We start from the raw sequence: 16,974 nt of genomic DNA on the forward strand, positions 1-16,974 counted from the left end.
ATACTAATTGCCCGTGAGGCTTGACCATATAACACCCAAGCAATTTGCGTCGAAAGGCCAGATTGCGGTGTGTGAAGACGATAGAACCGAAAGTTCGATACTCACAAAACACCGAAAGCTGTCACATGCCCAATTTGCTGAAGCGAGACCATCTGGTCACGACTCAGTACCCGAATTTCTTGACGACCATAGAGCATTGGAACCACCTGATCCCATCCCGAACTCAGCAGTGAAACGATGCATCGCCGATGGTAGTGTGGGGTTTCCCCATGTGAGAGTAGGTCATCGTCAAGATTAAATTCCGAAACCCCATTTGCGAAAGCAGATGGGGTTTTGTTTTGGGCGCGAGAAAAGTACTTTGAGCTTCATCCGCACGGATTTTATGCGCCGCTCTCTGTGAGTTGCAGTACTGATGCTCTCGATCGCTGAGTGCGCCTCAGAGCGCACAGGAGGCTTGTAAGCTTGCGATGAATGGTAGCTGGCGCATTGCGTCAGATGGCCGCGTGGGACGGCTTTGGAGAGGGGGTTCAAGCTTGGATCTGTACGCACAATATGGATTTGGCAGTTCGCGCACTTTTCTATAGGCGAAAAAAAAGACCTTGAATTTCAAGGTCTTTTTTTAAGATGGTGCCCGAGGGAGACTCGAGACTTCCATATATTCTGTGGCTTGCAGCCAGATTATACGGTTAGGGATACACGTAGGGATACATCGTGCGGGCTGTTGCCTATGAATGCTCGACACAGAGTTCGCTTCTGGGGAAAGCTCCTACAGGATCTGGAGGCTTTATACTCACCTTTTGGAGCTCTTGCTACTGGAAGGAAATTATTGGATGCCGACTTTTGCCGATTCTCGTGTTGCTCTCCCCCGTTCGTGGGATGAGTTCGAGGAAATTGTTTGCTCTGCCGCCAAGAACCGCTGGAGTAATCCGGATTTCACCCGCCATGGACGTCAAGGGCAGCGGCAAGACGGCGTAGACATTTACGGCAGTGATCAAAAAGGCATGCTGGTCGGGATTCAATGCAAGAACACCTGGTCCGGAATCACTTCAAACATGATCGCGCAGGAGGTACAGAAGGCAGAGTCCTTCCAGCCTCGCCTGACTGCTCTCTACATAGCAACAACTGCTGACACTGATCAGGCGGTGCAGCGGGCAGTCCGTGAAATGTCGGCTGCGCGCAAATCGCGTGGCGAATTTGAGGTGATGGTTTTGTTCTGGAATGACATATGGCTCGATCTCACGCTTAACGAGGCACGCCTATTTCAGCATTATCCTCAACTCCGCCCGATCAGTTCAGGAAGCAATCTGCCTACCCACGATCAAAAGTTATTTCAAGACTTTCAGTCAGCTTTTCCCTTTGAGCCTGCCGTGCGTCTTCTTCGAGAACATGACTTTGGTGATGCCTTTTCAAGAGGCGACATCAAGCCGTTGTACCGATTTTATGAGGAGTGGGATCAGCCCGAAAAGGAGTTTCTTGATTCCGATCTCCAGGCAGAGCTCTGTGTTCTTCATGCGGCTGCGCGTAGGTTGTCCAACCATTTGGTAGGAAAAACGGTACCGGTTTACGGAGGGGATCTTGCTTCTGTGTACTCTGATCGTGATCGCGCATCAGGTCCTCGAAATGCACATGTCTTAGAGGACGCACGTGTACTGAACGAGGAGGCTAGGATCTTTGTACCTGTGTACGAGAATTTTTTCCGGGCCTGCAAGAAAAAGCTCGGGTAGTAAACAATGGTCTGTATTTCTTCCGTAGTTGCAGAAGCGTAGGGCTGGACTTCACCGCATCCGCGATTGGGCAGGGAGTCTCATGGGACTGAAAATCAAAAAAAGTCGCTGGGGACCCTGACGATTTTCGATCTACACGGGGTCGGAAACCCGCGGGATCTTGTTAGCGACAGGCGTCCCACCTTACTGAAATTTCAACGTTGAAATTGAAAGGATCCTGATGAAAAAGGGGCATCGTTACCGAGTTGGTAAAGATGCCCCTTTGTGTTGCTGATAGCGCACGCATGGGGTTCGTCAACCGTGTCAACTTCGTCAACCGTGTCAACTTCGTCAACCTGTCAACCAACCTCAAAAAATCAGCCGCTAACACGAACGCGCGGGTTCTCTGCCCCGTGTCCTTCAGAAATGCTCAGGGTCCCTGGCGACCTCTCAACACCTTGTGCAATTGCACTGGTGAACTGTGTGTTCACCCGGTTCACCTGTTCACTAAGCTGGGCACTTGTTCGCTAACAAAGTCCCGCGGGTTTCCGACCCCGTACCGAGGGAAAATCCTCAGGGTCCCCGGCAAGTTTTAGGGGGTGCACCAAGGCAGTGCGTCTTGACCGCGGGGGATGGGTTTCTGTCGCTGATGGCATCACGGAGGATGGGGAGCGGGGGTGTGGTATCTGGAGTCGGATCAAAACCGGTGTAACAGGTGTAGCTCGTGTAACAGTGTCTATTAACTTATTGAAAATAAAGAGTTATTTCAGTGTTACACCGTGCGCAGCGGTTGCGTACACCGGGTGTAACAAGGGCCATCGGTGTAACAGTTGTGGATAGCAAACAGCCCGCTAGCGCGGGCTGTTTCAGGTTACTTGCTACATCGAGAGGATGTTTCGTGCGCTGTACTGGCCCGCTCGATCTGCCAGGTCGCCGCGATCCCAGCTTCCGAAGAGTTCACCTTGCACTGGGATATCAAGCTTTAACAGCGACACCGCATCTCGGGCAATCATGCGGGCAGACAGCCCTGAAAGCGAATTTGGCGACACGTCAAACCAAAGCTCGACAATTCTTGAAAGCAAACAGATGAATGGGGCGACATGCGCAGCGCAATCTCTTTCCTTAGGTTTGTGCTGGTTTCTTTACCTTCAGTGATATAGCACCGAGCTTCAGCTGGAGTTTTCGATGGCGTCGAATGATCTCTCATGGCGTATCAATAAATAGAGCGAGCGGAACAGCCTTTAGAGCTCTCTCGTGCCCGTAGGTCAGTACATGACGCTGCACCGCAGCGTAGGCAAAACCATCCTCAGGGATAGCAATTTTGAGTCGCCGCGTAAAAACGGCGGGACAATCCTTTTCCCAACACCCCCGAGCAGTTAGAGAAGCTCTTTCAGTATCAATTGCAAGCTGCTCAATCTGGCCTGCTATATCTCCCCGCGGAGCGATAAGCAAATTCGACACTTTTCTAAACACGATTCGGAAATCGGACAAATTTTTTGATGTCCGCAGACGATGGATTTCAAACAGATCATCAGCCAGCTGAAAGGACAGCTGGTCGGTCAAATGCGTGAATGGCAACCAGTATGTGGCAGTAGATTGAGCTTGCGTTGCAGCATTCAACTGTCGCCAAAAAAACGGAAAATCCGTAAACACTGCAGCACCGGTCACTTGGGCCATGAACAACGAAAGCTCTAACGGTGCACAGGGAATTGACAACAGCTGGCTGTTTTCTTTCCCCGGCTTGACGGGCTGGAGTAGCGCCAACGGGTCATCGGCTCTGCTCTCTTTAATTTCCCGTGCCATTTTATCTACATCGGCAGCGTCGAGATCGGGCGACGATTCACGGATGATATTGCTGATGGATTTGAGTGGTAGCCGTGCAAGCAGTCGCTCAGTGTCGTCACTTGCAAGGCGTTTAAACATTCCGGTGTCGTCGTAATTGTCTCCCGCATCGCCACGACGCGACATCTCCATGTCCCGTATCGCCTTACCAAAAGCGAATTCTAACTCGCCTGGGTCAGGGAGTAAGTGAACTATCCCTGCTTGAATGAATGGCTCCAGTTGGAGTAACAGAAATATATTTTTCAGGGTCTGCGCCCTGTGCTGAGCTGGATTTTCAACCGGGCTGAATTCGGGGCGAAGAAAGGTCGGATTCACGAACGGGTTGAGAAGAACAACCTCATCAAAATAGCTGGTCCAAGCAAGCACGCTCATGGCTACAGTGCGAGGGTCGATACAGCCCAAGTAAGCCGCCCGGAAAATCCGAGGGTCCGGCCGTGGCCAAAGCTCCCTGAAGTTTGTATCAGCTGGCCACAATGCCTGAATGCACCGAAAAATTTGCGTGACGCGCTCGTCGTTCAGTTCTGCGCGCGCGTCGCTCCAGCTTTTACCGTTGTCCAATCCAAGGATGTTTTTAACCTTGCCGATAAACATCAGGTTGCGCTCCCGAATACTTGCCACCGACCAGGTGGGCCGATGCGCTTCAGGAATATCTTTGCAACACGCTGAAAACGAATACCCGCTCCCGCAACCGCATTTGGCTTCATCTTCTATGACATCTGAGGGAGGCGGTTTCTTCAGGTACTCATGGCTGCCCGAAGTACGCCCGTACGCGTCCTGATAGTGGGTAGAGCCATCCTCGTAACCAACGTACATTTCTCCGCCAAAATGCCAAAGCTCGTCAACTGGTGGGCGAAGCACTTCGCCGATTTTGCTCCAATCGCCGTCGTATTCCCTCTCCGGATAGAGCCAATCCTCCACAGGCGCCGCCACATGTTTGCAGGCGCGTGATTTTAGAAGGTAGTTAATTGCTAACACTTGCTCCCTGGACAGCGACCTCGATCGGATCCATGCATCCGTCCGCACCAGGCTTTTTCCAAAGTGGCGGGCATTCTGTCGCTCGGCTAACAGGTCGAGACCATTTGCCTGATTCGCGTAGTCGAGGTGGCTAAGGACAAGGCAGTGCTCAGCATCCAAAGGGAAGATCGTCTGAGTCCCGTTCCATTGCACGGACGGCTCACTTGGATAGCGGCATGCCGGCGCATTTGGAGGGCAGGCCGAATTGTAGAGAGTGACAGGATTGTCGGTAATGATGAATTTAATGTCCGACTCTTTCGCGGAGACGATCTCACGAACCCCTTCACTCCAGATGGTCAAGTTCAGTGTTAATAAGTGCTGCATCTCACGCATGAGCCCAGACTGATCAAGCTGCGAGTAATGCGCATTGATCCAATCTAGACCTTTCGGCGTGCGTAACTTCTGTGCGCCGAGGTATTCGAAAAAAGGCGTAAATGCGTCATGTACCTCCTCTGGCCGGCCACTGGCTAGTTGACGAATCGCAACGGCCCCAGAGTTGTCGATCTCTCCAAACAGCAAACGCTCGATTTCATCGTTGGGCTGTCCCCCAGGCCAGGTAGTGTAGAGGTCGGTTGTTTTGAAGCTGCTTCTAGGGACGCGTTTGGATACCGATTTTCCTGGGCCATTCCGATGGATCTTCGGTGAGAGATCAAGATAGAAGAGTTGCGCTCCAGGCGCGGGAAGGAAACGTTTCTGGTACCAGATTGGCACGTAATGGTTTTCGTGGGTCTTCTGGTTCGTCAAGGAAACACTTCCGATAGAGAAAGGCTGAGATTAGATACAAGGCCTAGCTTCATGAGGGCGGTAATGACCACGGCTTCGGAACCGATCTAGGCCTTCAATGTTCGAGCGATGACGTTTTTAAGGTAGCTAACCAGCGCATCCCCGTCCACTATTTGGCCGAGGCTCAAACGCTCTATCGCTACATGTCAACGTCGGTACGCTTACCTGAGTGCTTGAAAGGGACTGGGGCTTGGTAGGACTAGCTGAATACTCGTGGTGTTTCGACCATCTTGATGGCGAGCAGCTGCGTTGAGGCGATAAAGGACATGGCAGCAAGCAGCTTTGGTCCCGAAGCGCAGTACTACGGGCATTGACCCAATCTCGTACCATCACGCCGCTATTCTGGCATGCCTCCCAATCGAGGTGCGCCACTATGCATAAGCGAATTTGGAGCCAAACGAGTCGGTGATGGCTAATCTTGGGTAGCTCTACGAGGTTGGCTTAGATTACCGTCTAGTCATAAATGGGACAGTTACCTTTGAAGGATCTATGGCTCTTACATTAGATGATTTGCTCAACGACGGCCGGTTGACGCGGTTGTTCTCAAAGGACGCTCGCAATTGTGCGTTGCAGCTATGGATCCTCCAGATTAAGTCGGCGCAATCGATTGAAAATCGTATTGTCTACGGCCGGCTGCTCCCCTACAGCCATGCCACTGAGCGATGGTCCTCCACCGACGACGACAATTACCATGCCTTCGGTGAAGTACAGGCACAAGTTATCCGTCTCAATCTATACGTCAAAAGCGACTGCTGCGCCGAACTCCTACGTCAATTGATAAGTGGCCGTACCATCTCGGAAGTCAGCGAAGAACTACAGTTTGGTGTTTCGAGACAGTTGAACGAGCGGTTCGGAGCGACCGCGCTTACCGCCGATGAGCTGATCTATCGTCCCGTTGCCTACCTGCTTAACCGCGATGCACACGTCATTGGTTTGTGCTCCAGCCCGCATGGTGGCGCTGGAGCTTTCAGTGCGTCGATCACACAGGCCGACAAGAGGGCGCTGCTCCGTCTAGGTCAGGACTACGATGCCGACTTAGTTGCATCGGTAGTCAACAGTATTAACGCGGATACGGGGCTTGACTTCGGTGGAGCTGACACCTCGCGTTTTGGAGATGTTGAACTGTTGGTCTTCCCCACACTGGACGACTTTGAACGGCGGTTGCTGAGCGTTGATTGGGTCGATTCATCGCTCGCTTTTGTCGCTCGATTTAATCCTATGCAGGTACCGCACTATTGCGGCTTTCAGTTCCACCTGAAAATTGAGAATGATGGCCACGTTATCTACTCGTATGTCACTACGGCAGAACGCAATGAAGAAGGCGAATTTGAATGCAGGTTCGAGCTGAGCGATCAATTGAGAGCAAGTACTGACACCACTGAGCTCGAGATTTTCGGCTTCCATAGTGACTATTCAAGCGGGGGCATGCTTTGTTGCCGATGGCGGATTGGGTATATCCGAGAGGTTAGTTTACAGAGTCATTTGGTTGGCCAAGGTGCTAATCCCGTTAAATTCGACTGGCTGGAAAAAACTACCCGGCCGTTAGTGTTGCCACGGGTAAAGGCAGCTCTGACGATCAGTCGCGGTAATCCAGGATTTACTAGCCGCATAGGCGGGCGTGAGAGTGACCCTTGGGTTCCGATCAACCGCGATCTGACATCCCTATTCGCGCGACTTCATCCGTCGAAATCAGAAGGATGTTTCTTCCAGCGTTGGGGCCAGGGCGATGGTGACGGGCGACTACAGCTAGTGGAGTGGTTCAGGGTGCTGCTGGCAAAGTACCAACAACACCAATTGGTTATTTTCGATCCGTATTTTGAGGATGCCGGTCTAGGTTTGATGCTGCTGTGCGCTGCACCGAATGTCGAATACATCGTCTTTACATCACTACTCAAATCATCTAAGAAAAGCGAAGAGAGTCCTGATGAGTATGATAAATCCACTCCGGACCGAATTAACAACCTGCTGGCAAGCTGTGAGCACAACCGCCAGCTACTTCAGCGTATCAAACTGCGTATTTACGGTCTGAAAGAAGGTCGACTGCATGATCGCTATATCTTGATCATGGGGGCGGACAGATTGCCGATTGCAGGCTTCCACTTATCCAATTCGTTTCAGAAAGCCGCTGAGAATTACCCTTTGCTGATCACGCCGATTCCTGCGGATGTACTGCTCAAAGTTGAGCACTACAAGTTTGGACTGGTGCAAGAGGCGATGGTTTTAAAGCCCGAAGGCGAGGCTGGTAACCCACCCATGCGGCTTCTCTTCGACTCTGCGGTGCCTGCGACAGTGGCGCCGCAACGCTATGAACCACTTCGTTTCCTTGAAAAGGCTCAAGCTGGCGATGTGCTTAGTAGTTGGACCGGAGAGTCGTCACTTCAAGGCTTAAGCGGAGATCCATTAAAAGAGCAGATGACCACATTGGGCATGCTCACGGGTAGCTCGCTCACCCTTCCAGAATCTGCAGGCTTTCGCAATTACCTCGATCATCAGATTGGCGACTTTACGAAGTTCATGGCGGATTGGGAGGTGCTCGGCGACGTGCTTGCACATTCAAGTACTAAGGAACATTACTCTCGTGAGCTCGAATCTGAACGTGGCTTTCTTGAATTGCTGTTGCGATTCCTTGAAATTTCATTCAATCGCGCGCATCACGAACGGGGCAAGGAGTTATCCATGATGGATGCTCAGTTTTTTCGGATGTCGCTCGAGGCCCTGCTACAAAGCTCCTATCGTCCGCATCACTTGTTCCAGGCAACAAAATACGCCGCTCTGACTTGGGCGGAATATTTCGCCGTTAAGTTTCTATGGTGGTATGCCCCGGATGCACTGGTATCGACAGTCGAGGCCCAGATGCCCACCGTACCAGTGGAACCTCAAAACTCTGAAGCGGTGCGGTTATCCTTGTTGAGCCAGGTCGTCAGCGAGATTTCGCTATCAATGCAGTTCAACATCAGCGAGACGCAACGAGAGCGCCTCCTGCGCAGTAGTAACGGCTTGCTGCAATGGATAGGACTGAATGCGACAGAGCGTCAATTGGAAAAGCCGGATGGGATTACCGCCGTGCTGCAGTCGGTCGCCGCTTTTCCTTATATCCAGCAAATACAGGCCCTTGGTTGGATGATTCACCGCGCAGCAGGGAATCCAACGAAAGCTGAGGTCTATAACGGCTTAGTAACGGCCCTGCATGGGACACTGCCGACACCGGTTCCTGCGGGCGAGGTGCGGCATTTAGTCGACTCAATGCGCGGACATATGCGAAGGCTGGCTTGGGCTGAGCCATGGCTTTCCCAAGATGTGATCTTTCCGTTGTTGCAAACTGACCGTGTAAATACTGACGATGCATGCGAAATCTGGGTTCAGGAGTTGGCTGCTTCTCTGGGGACGGAGACAGCTCATCGGTTATTTGACCGAGAGCGTGAAGGGCAGATGACAAACATCACCGCTTTCCTCTTCGCCCATAGCAGCCCCGAACAGCAGAGTGCCAGTCTGAGGGTGTTGAAGGCGATCGTTAAGCGACAACAGCGAATCCTGCAAAAGCCCCTTGCAAGTACTTCCAGCTGGACACAATGGAATGATGCCTTGGTGATCTCAATGTGGATCCTGACCTTTACTCGATGGAGTCAATTCTATCTGCGGGAGAGTGCTATCACCTGTTCCGAGCTCGAAGACTTGTCGCGTAATGTTCAGCAACTAGCGATGATCAGGCCGATGGGAGAGTGGCGGTCAGAGGGTGCTGGCAGTCAAGGCGAACTCGCCTCATTTCTTGACCAGGTGGAGGAACTCTTGGAGTCAAGTGATAAGTAGCAGTCGCTGATTAGCTCGGCAATACTCTGAGAATCGATACCTTGGATGGTCAGATGAGTATCCGTTTTTGTCTAGAGGCTGCTTGTTGAATTTGAATGCAACGGAAGCTTTCGCTAGCTTCCGTTTATCCTCCTCACTTTTTCAACTTATGCTCGATTAGCCCTATTTCTGCCTTGATCGCGGTGATGGTGAGCTTCTGCGTTGCTGTGCTTTTTCCGACTCGGATATCCACGATTTTGAGTAGGGCGGTGAGGTGGGCTTTTCTCGCACTGAGTGCCTCTGAAGTGGTCGAGGTGTTTTGTACCGCTGCGTTCATGGCATCGATCCTAGGAGAGATTTAAACAGCCCGCGAGGGCAGGCTGTTTCAGGGTATATCGACAGTTAAAGCGAGAGCAGGTCCTGCACGCGATGCTCACGGCTACGATCTGCTAGCTCACCCCATTTCCAACTACCGAAGTTTTCACCTTGCTCGGGGATGTTCAGCTTCATGAAGGACACCGGGTCGCGGCCTATCAGCCGATCTACGGCGTAAAGCTTACCTCCGACATCCAGCAACGCTCGTGCCGCTTCATTCCACCTTTCCTCAAGGGCGTCGTGGGCGAGATGTAAGGCTTTTTGCTGTATCTTCTGATGTTCCTCCTGAGCCTCAGAGATGTGTCGGTCCACAGTGACCAACTCCTGCTCCAGGGCGGTAATGATCAGTTGCTGACGACGATTTTGTTCGGTCGCGTTAGCGAGATTTTTCGCCGCTTTCTGAGCGTCGCTGCTGGCAGCTTTTTCGCCTTCTACGTCGCCCCATGCCACTGCCTGCGCGTAAGCGGTGGCTGCCAAGGTCTCCGCTTGGCGCGCGTTGGCTATTTCCTCCTGTGCCTGCTGACGCACTTCCTGCAAGCGAGTACTGAGGCTTTGCCGTTTTTCATTGAGTTCGATCTCATCCGCCGTCCAGTTCGCCATGCCGGCAATGAAGTCCGCCATCAAGACGTCGCAATTGGCAAGGTCCTCACGGCGACGGATCTTCCGATCTAAAAGCTCAGCGTTGAACGTGCGCGAATCAAAATCCCTTTTTAGCTCGTTGTACTTGCCTCGCAGCTCGCGTTTCCGGTCCGGTTCGATGGGGTCTTCACTTTCCAGCGCGACCTCAAGTGGCAGAAGTTCGGCGCGCAGTGGCTCTGCCTCGCTCAGCAATTGATCGCGACGGTCTTTCAGTTCTTGGATCTCGTTCATCTGTCTTATCTCTTTGCAATTCGATTGTGGGTTGGTTAAGCGGCTGGCGAGGCCGGATGAGCCGGCGCTACCTCGGTCAGTAGGCTCGCCGTCAGGCGGCCTGAGCCTCGCTTTCATCCGCACCCGGCACGGTCTTCACCACATAACAACGCTGGGTGCCGAGACCCGGTAAACGAATCGAACTGGATGCTTTGCCATCGGTGCCCGGTTCCAGCACGCCGCGCCGTATCAACTCCTTGTTCACGGCATTGAGGTTCATGCCCTTGAACACTTCGGAGCGCCATGCTTCGGGCAACACGTAGTAGGTGTTGGTGGTGTGCAGGGCGTCGCCCAATCCGTGCTCCAACGACTTGCGAAAACCCAGGCGGTCGATGGTGCGCGGGCCGTGCTCATCGATCTTCGCGGCCGCGGACTCCCAGCGCGTAAAGCGGCTTTCACCGAAGCGCTCGATGACTTGCCGCAGCCGTGCCAGGATCGCGTCCCCTTCAAGATTTCCGGCGCCGCCGCGCTCATTCAGCCAGGCACTCAGGCACACACGGGCGGCGGTGGTGGCGGTGCCATCAGGCCAGCCGGTGATCCCCATGGCGGTGGCCAGCTCGCCGGCTGCGGCAGCCAGACCAAAGCGGGCCGCCGCACGATGCGCTTGACCGCTGGCCGAGGCGGGTAGCGCCTTGGCAATGAAGCCTTCCACGGTGTGGCGAAGAATCGTTGACCACCCATGCAGTTTGCCGGGCTCACAGAGCGCCGACAGGAAGGCGGTGATGGGTGTGCCGTAGTACTTGGCTACCCGTGCCTTCAGCGCATCGGAGAGGGCCGCCGCATCATCAAAGCCGTTCAGTACATCGAACATGCCCAGGCCTTTGCTGGCGTCTGCTGGCACGGCGAGCATCCGCACTTCCATGCCGGCTTTCAGCTCCTTGTTGGCTTCGGCCATGTGCTGGGCCAAGGTCTTCTCGCCGGTCGAAAGAAACAGCAAGCGCCACTCCTGCACCTGTCGGCCTGCTTGCCCTCGATCATTGGCGCGAGCTTTGCCGGTGCCGTTGCCGAGCATGTACACCGTTTCGCCAATGATGCGCGGGTCGCACATACCGATTTCATCCAGCACCAGGAGTCCGTCCGAATGCGCGGCAGCGATGGACTCCAGCGCGTTATCCGTCGAGCGCCAAGAGCGCACCAGACGTGGCCCGCCGTAGATTGAGGCGGCCACTTGTAGGTGGGTGGTCTTGCCGCCCGAGCTGTCGCCGTAAAGGTGAAAGCCGCCGGACTCATGGCCGAGCATGTGCAGCAGCGGTCCGGCAAACGCCACGCTGGCCACAAACGCCAAGCGGTGATTACCAATGCACAAGGCACCGATTTGCTCTTGCCACTGCTCCAGGGTGCCGGCTTCGCTGATGGGGGGAAGCTGCGCGCCGGCCTCATAGAAGTGCAGGTGTTCGGTGTGCAAGCCGACCTGTTGTTCGGGCAGCAAGAAGGCGCTGTCATGCCAGCCCAAACGGGTGACCAGTCGTGCGCGCTGGGCGCTGTCGAAGCCGCCGAGGTAACTCTGCAGATCGTTGCGGGCATTGCGGCCGGAGCGACTGCCGGCCAGACGCAAACCCATGTCCACCAGTGGACCCAGCACGTCCTTGCCGAAGTCGCCGGTCATGGTCCGCGCCGGGATGTTCCAGCGCTTTTTTGCCCCGTCGGGATCGTCGAACTCGACCAGCAAACCCCAGTTATGCCCCTGCGCATCTCGGGTGCGCGCCAGGATCTCCAGCGGCGAACACACCGGGCGCGCCTCGCCATCGTCACCGGAATAAAACACGCCTTCGGGCGTCAGGCGAAAGCCGCCGGGCAACAAGTCGTTTTTTGGTTTTGCGGCGCGCTTGGTTGTCGGCCTGGTCTTGGCTTCGGGTGGCTCGGTTGGTGCTTTTGCCGGCTCGATGCCAAACAACTCACCGCTGCGTTCCAGCTCGGCGAAGTGCGCCGCCGTCCAGCCTTTGGCCTGCGCATCGGCCGCGTCGTCGCCGTCATCCCATTGACCACCCTTGGCGAAGGTCGGTTGGTCATTCTTGAGCGTGGGCTTGCGTTTGAAGACGTCCAGGGCGATCAGTCGCACCGACGTGGCGCCGATCTGGTGCAGTTGATCGGCGACGGCATTCATGCAGCTTTTGCCACTGGCGTCATTGTCTGGCCACAACACCACGGACCGACCTTTGAGTGATGTCAGGTCAGCTTTGTGCCAGGAGTTTGAGCCGTTCGGCCAGCACGTGGCCACGTAATTGGGCAACAGATCCGTCACGGCGTCGGCGGCCTTTTCGCCTTCGCACACAATGACCGGAGCCTCTGCGCGTTGCGCCAGTTCATCCAGGCGCAGCAGTGGACGCGGCTCCGGCAGACCTTGCCAGCGCCATTGCTGCGTTTGACTATCGGCCCTACGACACCAAGTCAGCGGAGCAAACACCTTGCGCGGTTTGCCGTCTTCATCCGGACCCAAGTCAAAGCGATAGAGCGCCATGACTGGTTGGCCGTGAGCGTCGCGGTAAATCCAGACTTTCGACGGCGCACCGTGTTGCCGGTGCTTGGCCGGGCACTTGTTCATGGCCTCGGCCGGGATCGGCTGAATGGCTATCCACTCAGGTGCTTTTGTCTTGGCGGGCGCTGGCTTCGCCTGAGCGGCGCCGGGCGAAATGTTGAGCAGATCTGCCAGTTTGTTACAGGCTTCGATGTCGGTGCCGCCATCCAGATAGCGCACCAGATCGATCAGGTCGCCGCCCTTATCGCCAGTGGCGAAGTCGGACCACGTGCCCTTGCTCAAACTGATCTTGAGCGATCCGGCTCGTTTGTCACGGCGGGTCGGATTGGGAGCGGTGTATTCCTTGCCGCCGTCCACGCGCTTACCGTGGGGCAGCCAATGCGTCAGGACACGATCAATGTCTTTCAGTGCAGCGGCTTTCACGTCGGCGAAGCTGGGACGTTTCGCGGAGTTGCTCGGGCGTTGGCTCATACGTCAGCCCTCGGCAAAAACAGCGCGTCGTTGATGTCGTCGATCAGGGCTTTGGCCATCTCGCCCAGGTACAGCGCAGGCCAACTGAAGCGCTCGCCGCTGTCACTCATGGCTGCGTCGAAGTTGAGCTGATTGGCGTGATGCTGCAGCAGGGAAACCATCTCCAGTGCGTCTTCGACCGGTACACCGGCATTGACCCGGAACAATTTCAAATCGGTGGCATTCACGCGAGTAAATGTGGCGCGACCCAGCGTGGTGGAAGTGGTCATAGCGCACCGCCTTTCTGCGCCGCAGGGATCGAGGTGGTGTCACCGTGCAAGGCGAGGGTTTTGATCAGGCCGAGAGTGCCGCGTACGTCCCAAAGGACGGCTGCGATCACATGATTGGCGAGGCGTGAGGATTCGTTTTCGAAGTGATCTTCGAGCAGTATCAGCACCGAGTCGGCGCGATCAATGGCGCAGGTGATGGCATCGATGGGCACACCGGCTTCTACGGTTGGATTAACGCACAGCAAATCTTCGGGGAGTGAAAAGCTCAGGGCGTTGTTCATTGGGCGCCGCCTGCGGTTTCGAGTGCGCGGGCTTTGGCCATGTGGTCGTTGTAGCGGGCAAGACGTGTAGCGAGGCTGGAGTTGGCGTGTAACGCGGCGAGAGCCATTGCCCGATGGGCTGCGGCGCGAAATTTGGACGGATTGAGAGCGGGCATAGGTGACACTCCAAGTTTGAAGATGGAGCTGCCACTGATCGTCGCCAAACGATTTAAGGTGGCAACTGTGCGCAGGTTGGCGAACCGGGAACTTGGAACCCGGCAGACCCGAAGGTCTCCCACGCACAGCTGCCATAACACGAAACGGCGGGCACAAAAAAAGCGCCTGCTGTCGGTTTGGGCGCCTGTGCGCCAAGTAACTCGGGTCGCCAAACCCGGTCGCTGAGTTTGCAGCGACATCCAGAGAGTAACGTCCTGTTTTCAAAAGTGCAACCGTACGGAAACCTTGCGCATTCTTTCGGTGCGGCATAAATTGTGCGGGCATATAGATTTACCTCAACGCCTCCGGATCGCTCCCGGGGGCGTTTTCATTTCAAGCATCGCGCTCGTGGCGCAAGGTGAGTACGGGGGAATAGCCATCGCGAATCATCTGGCGAGCATCGTGATAAGCATCTGTTGCCTGGGCTGTATCCAGGACGACAACACCCAACTTGTCCGCATGCATGATCAGCAGGCACCAAACTCCATCCGGCCAGCTCAATACGCCTAGAGTCCGTCCGCATTGCTCGTGTTTTCTGCGCAATCGCTCGAAACGTTGGATACGTGTTTTGGAAAATCCAACTTCGTGCAATGTCTGAAATGACCTGAGTTTTGAGAGCGAAGGAGGTGGTCTTCTCATGCTGCCACCTTGTTTCTTGCTGAAATGCGAGCCCGAACCCAACTTTGGACTTCATCAAGAACCCAAGCGACAGGCGCTCCGCGAGCTTTACTGCCGCTTAGTTTTACTGGGAGTGGGAATTCGCTATCCGCTTGCCGCATCAGTTTGTAAATCGTTGGACGTGCTAGTCCAACGATGGCGATTAATTCCGGCATGCGAATCAAAATTGCTGAAGGGTCAGCAGCAGGGTGACTGGCTCGCCTGGCGTTTAAATCGGTCGCTTGGGGCGAGTGAGTTTCGAAAGAATTTGCTGATTTGAAAGTCTGGTGTGTCATAGAAAACCCCTGGTTATGGATACAGGGGTATCTATCTATACACTTATCTAGACGAAGGAAACTACTTTGTTTCTAGATCGGTGAATGTGTAGTCAATACAGGTACAACACAGGGTGAACGCAGCAGTACAGTAATTGCTTCCGCGGAATTTTTCACTGTGATCGAGATGGTAGTTAGGCAAGTGAATTATTCATTCGGAGTGCATTTTGACACTCTCTCACTCACCCGCGATCCCGCGCCCTAGTTTTTGGTGCTCAACCAGCGAAGTATGTCAGTTAAGTATTTGCAAGCGAGGTCTGGCCAGCAGGCGTGAGGGCGCTCATCGAGCAAGGCGGGTGTGAAGCTGAGGTGCCTACGGCTGTTACACGTCATAGCCGAGTTACACCTCGTGTACGTTCACCCATTACTAAGTGTTGCGGTTTAAAAAACCAATAATATCAGTAAGTTAAGTTGAGTCGTTACACCTGTAACACCCGTTACACTGGTTTTTAGGAGGGGAGCGACCTGATTGTCAGACTGCTTTTCCAAACTGCCTTTGCACCAGATTTCCTGCAGCTAGCGCATCAAGGTGATCTGCATACCATTGCATCATCTTTACGCGTTGCTCAAGGTATTGAGCCTTGTTGTATACCCCCGAAATACCTTCCTCTTTGTGAGCAAGCTGCGCTTCAACATGTTCTTTCGCCCAACCATGTTCTCGAAGCAGAGTACTCGCGGTGTGCCGAGTACCGTGTCCAACTAGACGGCCTTTATAGCCAATGGTGGCGAAGACTTTATTGATCGTGTTTTCGCTAATGGTTGGATTTTTGGCTCCGACTCCGGGGCAGAGCCAGCGACTCCGTCCGGTTAAGCAATGCAGCTCTTTCAGCGCTGCAACTGCTTGGTGGGGAAGGGGGCAGACAAAATCACGACGCATCTTCATCTTGGCGGCAGGCGTGGTCCAAATGGCTTTATCCAGGTCAAACTCCTTCCATTCAGCCAAGCGGACCATGCCCGGTCGCGATGCTGTCCATACGCATAGCCAAGCCGCAGTACGAGCAGTCAATCTGGCCGGTGTATTTTTGAGTGCCTGGAGAAATTCACCCAGTTCAGGCTCCAGCAAATGTGGATGCTGCTGAGTCTTAGGGGCTTGGGCCGCAATATCGCGAAGGCGGCTACCCGGATCGTTTTCAGTCAGGCCTAATCCGATGGCACGCCCGAAGATTTGATTTATCCAGGTGCGACACTTTTCAGCCACGTTGTGTGCGTCCCGGGCTTCGATGGATGCCTGAAGCATTGCGCAATCGGTGCGTGTGATTTCGTCTAGAGGCTTGTCTCCCAGTGCCGGGAGTATGTCCTTGTCGAGGTAGGTGCGGATTTTGTTGAGGGTGGAGGATGCGAGACCCTTTTCCTCTTTCGCTTTGAGCCAAGCATCAGCGGCAGCTCGAAAGGTGCGGGTTTTGGCCGCATCGATAGCAGCTTTCGCGGATCGCTTTTGTTCAAGGGGATCGGCACCGCTACTCACTACTTTGCGTAGATCGGCAGCTTTGTCCCTTGCCAACGCACCGCTTACTTCCGGGTAACCCCCGAGCCCCATCCAGGCCCAATTGCCCGCCGGACGTTTGTAGCGGAGCTGCCAGGATTTCCCACCATCAGGTTTGACCCTGAAGTAGAGGCCGTTTCCATCCAGCTCCCTGTATTCCTTTGATTCTGGCTCCAGCCCCGCAAGCGTCGTGTCTGCGAGAGGGCGGCGCTTGATATCTGCGCGCTTCATCCTTGTATCCCAAAGTTCGGCATTTTTCTCAGGATACAAGCAGGGATACAGGGATACAACGGACAAGGGGATACAGAGGTAGATAGCCAGACACAAAAAAACCGGCTCAAGTGGCCGGTTTCTCTGGGTCTGAGAGTCTGGTAGAGACTTTCAGATACTGCTAT

General features: G+C 54.4%; 12 protein-coding genes and 1 rRNA gene. 3 read left to right on the forward strand and 10 right to left on the reverse strand.

Annotated elements, in window-relative coordinates; all coding sequences use genetic code 11:
- Positions 1–178: 178 nt before the first annotated feature.
- A 5S ribosomal RNA gene (gene rrf / locus ACU688_RS00005) occupies positions 179–294 on the forward strand.
- Positions 295–830: 536 nt separating this feature from the next.
- Entirely contained in the window at positions 831–1,724 is an 894-nt protein-coding gene (locus ACU688_RS00010) for a hypothetical protein (RefSeq protein WP_448183229.1), read from the forward strand.
- Between the two features lie 1,182 nt (positions 1,725–2,906).
- Here ACU688_RS00010 and ACU688_RS00015 read toward each other — a convergent pair.
- Entirely contained in the window at positions 2,907–5,303 is a 2,397-nt protein-coding gene (locus ACU688_RS00015) for a DUF4238 domain-containing protein (protein ID WP_448183230.1), read from the reverse strand.
- Between the two features lie 528 nt (positions 5,304–5,831).
- Here ACU688_RS00015 and ACU688_RS00020 point away from each other — a divergent pair.
- Positions 5,832–9,149, forward strand: coding sequence for a VPA1262 family protein (locus tag ACU688_RS00020; protein WP_448183231.1), 3,318 nt, complete (start codon positions 5,832–5,834; stop codon positions 9,147–9,149).
- A 133-nt stretch (positions 9,150–9,282) separates the two neighbouring features.
- Here the strand turns inward: ACU688_RS00020 and ACU688_RS00025 are convergent, their stop codons facing one another.
- From ACU688_RS00025 to ACU688_RS00065, 9 genes are all read right to left on the reverse strand, one after another.
- The gene (locus tag ACU688_RS00025) at positions 9,283–9,465 is read right to left on the reverse strand and encodes a hypothetical protein (RefSeq protein WP_448183232.1); all 183 of its coding nucleotides are present in this window, start codon (positions 9,463–9,465) and stop codon (positions 9,283–9,285) included.
- A 65-nt stretch (positions 9,466–9,530) separates the two neighbouring features.
- Entirely contained in the window at positions 9,531–10,373 is an 843-nt protein-coding gene (locus tag ACU688_RS00030; RefSeq protein WP_448183233.1) for a coiled-coil domain-containing protein, read from the reverse strand.
- Between the two features lie 91 nt (positions 10,374–10,464).
- Positions 10,465–13,359 (reverse strand): DUF927 domain-containing protein, encoded by a 2,895-nt coding sequence (locus ACU688_RS00035; RefSeq protein ID WP_448183234.1) that lies wholly within the window; start codon positions 13,357–13,359, stop codon positions 10,465–10,467.
- The gene (locus tag ACU688_RS00040) at positions 13,356–13,628 is read right to left on the reverse strand and encodes a DUF3077 domain-containing protein (protein WP_448183235.1); all 273 of its coding nucleotides are present in this window, start codon (positions 13,626–13,628) and stop codon (positions 13,356–13,358) included. The genes ACU688_RS00035 and ACU688_RS00040 overlap by 4 nt, the downstream gene beginning before the upstream one ends.
- Positions 13,625–13,909, reverse strand: coding sequence for a hypothetical protein (locus tag ACU688_RS00045; protein WP_448183236.1), 285 nt, complete (start codon positions 13,907–13,909; stop codon positions 13,625–13,627). Before ACU688_RS00045 ends, ACU688_RS00040 begins: the two co-directional genes overlap by 4 nt.
- A complete protein-coding gene (locus ACU688_RS00050; protein ID WP_177412281.1) occupies positions 13,906–14,064 on the reverse strand; it encodes a hypothetical protein in 159 nt (52 codons plus the stop codon). Before ACU688_RS00050 ends, ACU688_RS00045 begins: the two co-directional genes overlap by 4 nt.
- A 373-nt stretch (positions 14,065–14,437) precedes the next feature.
- Positions 14,438–14,743, reverse strand: coding sequence for a hypothetical protein (locus ACU688_RS00055; RefSeq protein ID WP_448183237.1), 306 nt, complete (start codon positions 14,741–14,743; stop codon positions 14,438–14,440).
- Complete coding sequence (locus ACU688_RS00060) at positions 14,740–14,937, reverse strand: helix-turn-helix transcriptional regulator (protein WP_348127341.1); 198 nt, start codon at positions 14,935–14,937, stop codon at positions 14,740–14,742. Before ACU688_RS00060 ends, ACU688_RS00055 begins: the two co-directional genes overlap by 4 nt.
- A 631-nt stretch (positions 14,938–15,568) precedes the next feature.
- Positions 15,569–16,810: a tyrosine-type recombinase/integrase gene (locus ACU688_RS00065; RefSeq protein ID WP_448183238.1), complete on the reverse strand. Its 1,242-nt coding sequence runs from the start codon at positions 16,808–16,810 to the stop codon at positions 15,569–15,571.
- Positions 16,811–16,974 lie beyond the last annotated feature (164 nt).

The organism is Pseudomonas acericola (SeqCode) (genome assembly GCF_053456465.1).

Coding starts and splice junctions, on each gene's coding strand:
- ACU688_RS00045 (WP_448183236.1), bottom strand. CDS start 13,909: ATGAACAACGCCCTGAGCTTTTCACTCCCCGAAGATTTGCTGTGCGTT.
- ACU688_RS00065 (WP_448183238.1), bottom strand. CDS start 16,810: ATGAAGCGCGCAGATATCAAGCGCCGCCCTCTCGCAGACACGACGCTT.
- ACU688_RS00025 (WP_448183232.1), bottom strand. CDS start 9,465: ATGAACGCAGCGGTACAAAACACCTCGACCACTTCAGAGGCACTCAGT.
- ACU688_RS00010 (WP_448183229.1), top strand. CDS start 831: ATGCCGACTTTTGCCGATTCTCGTGTTGCTCTCCCCCGTTCGTGGGAT.
- ACU688_RS00050 (WP_177412281.1), bottom strand. CDS start 14,064: ATGCCCGCTCTCAATCCGTCCAAATTTCGCGCCGCAGCCCATCGGGCA.
- ACU688_RS00040 (WP_448183235.1), bottom strand. CDS start 13,628: ATGACCACTTCCACCACGCTGGGTCGCGCCACATTTACTCGCGTGAAT.
- ACU688_RS00020 (WP_448183231.1), top strand. CDS start 5,832: ATGGCTCTTACATTAGATGATTTGCTCAACGACGGCCGGTTGACGCGG.
- ACU688_RS00035 (WP_448183234.1), bottom strand. CDS start 13,359: ATGAGCCAACGCCCGAGCAACTCCGCGAAACGTCCCAGCTTCGCCGAC.
- ACU688_RS00030 (WP_448183233.1), bottom strand. CDS start 10,373: ATGAACGAGATCCAAGAACTGAAAGACCGTCGCGATCAATTGCTGAGC.
- ACU688_RS00060 (WP_348127341.1), bottom strand. CDS start 14,937: ATGCCGGAATTAATCGCCATCGTTGGACTAGCACGTCCAACGATTTAC.
- ACU688_RS00055 (WP_448183237.1), bottom strand. CDS start 14,743: ATGAGAAGACCACCTCCTTCGCTCTCAAAACTCAGGTCATTTCAGACA.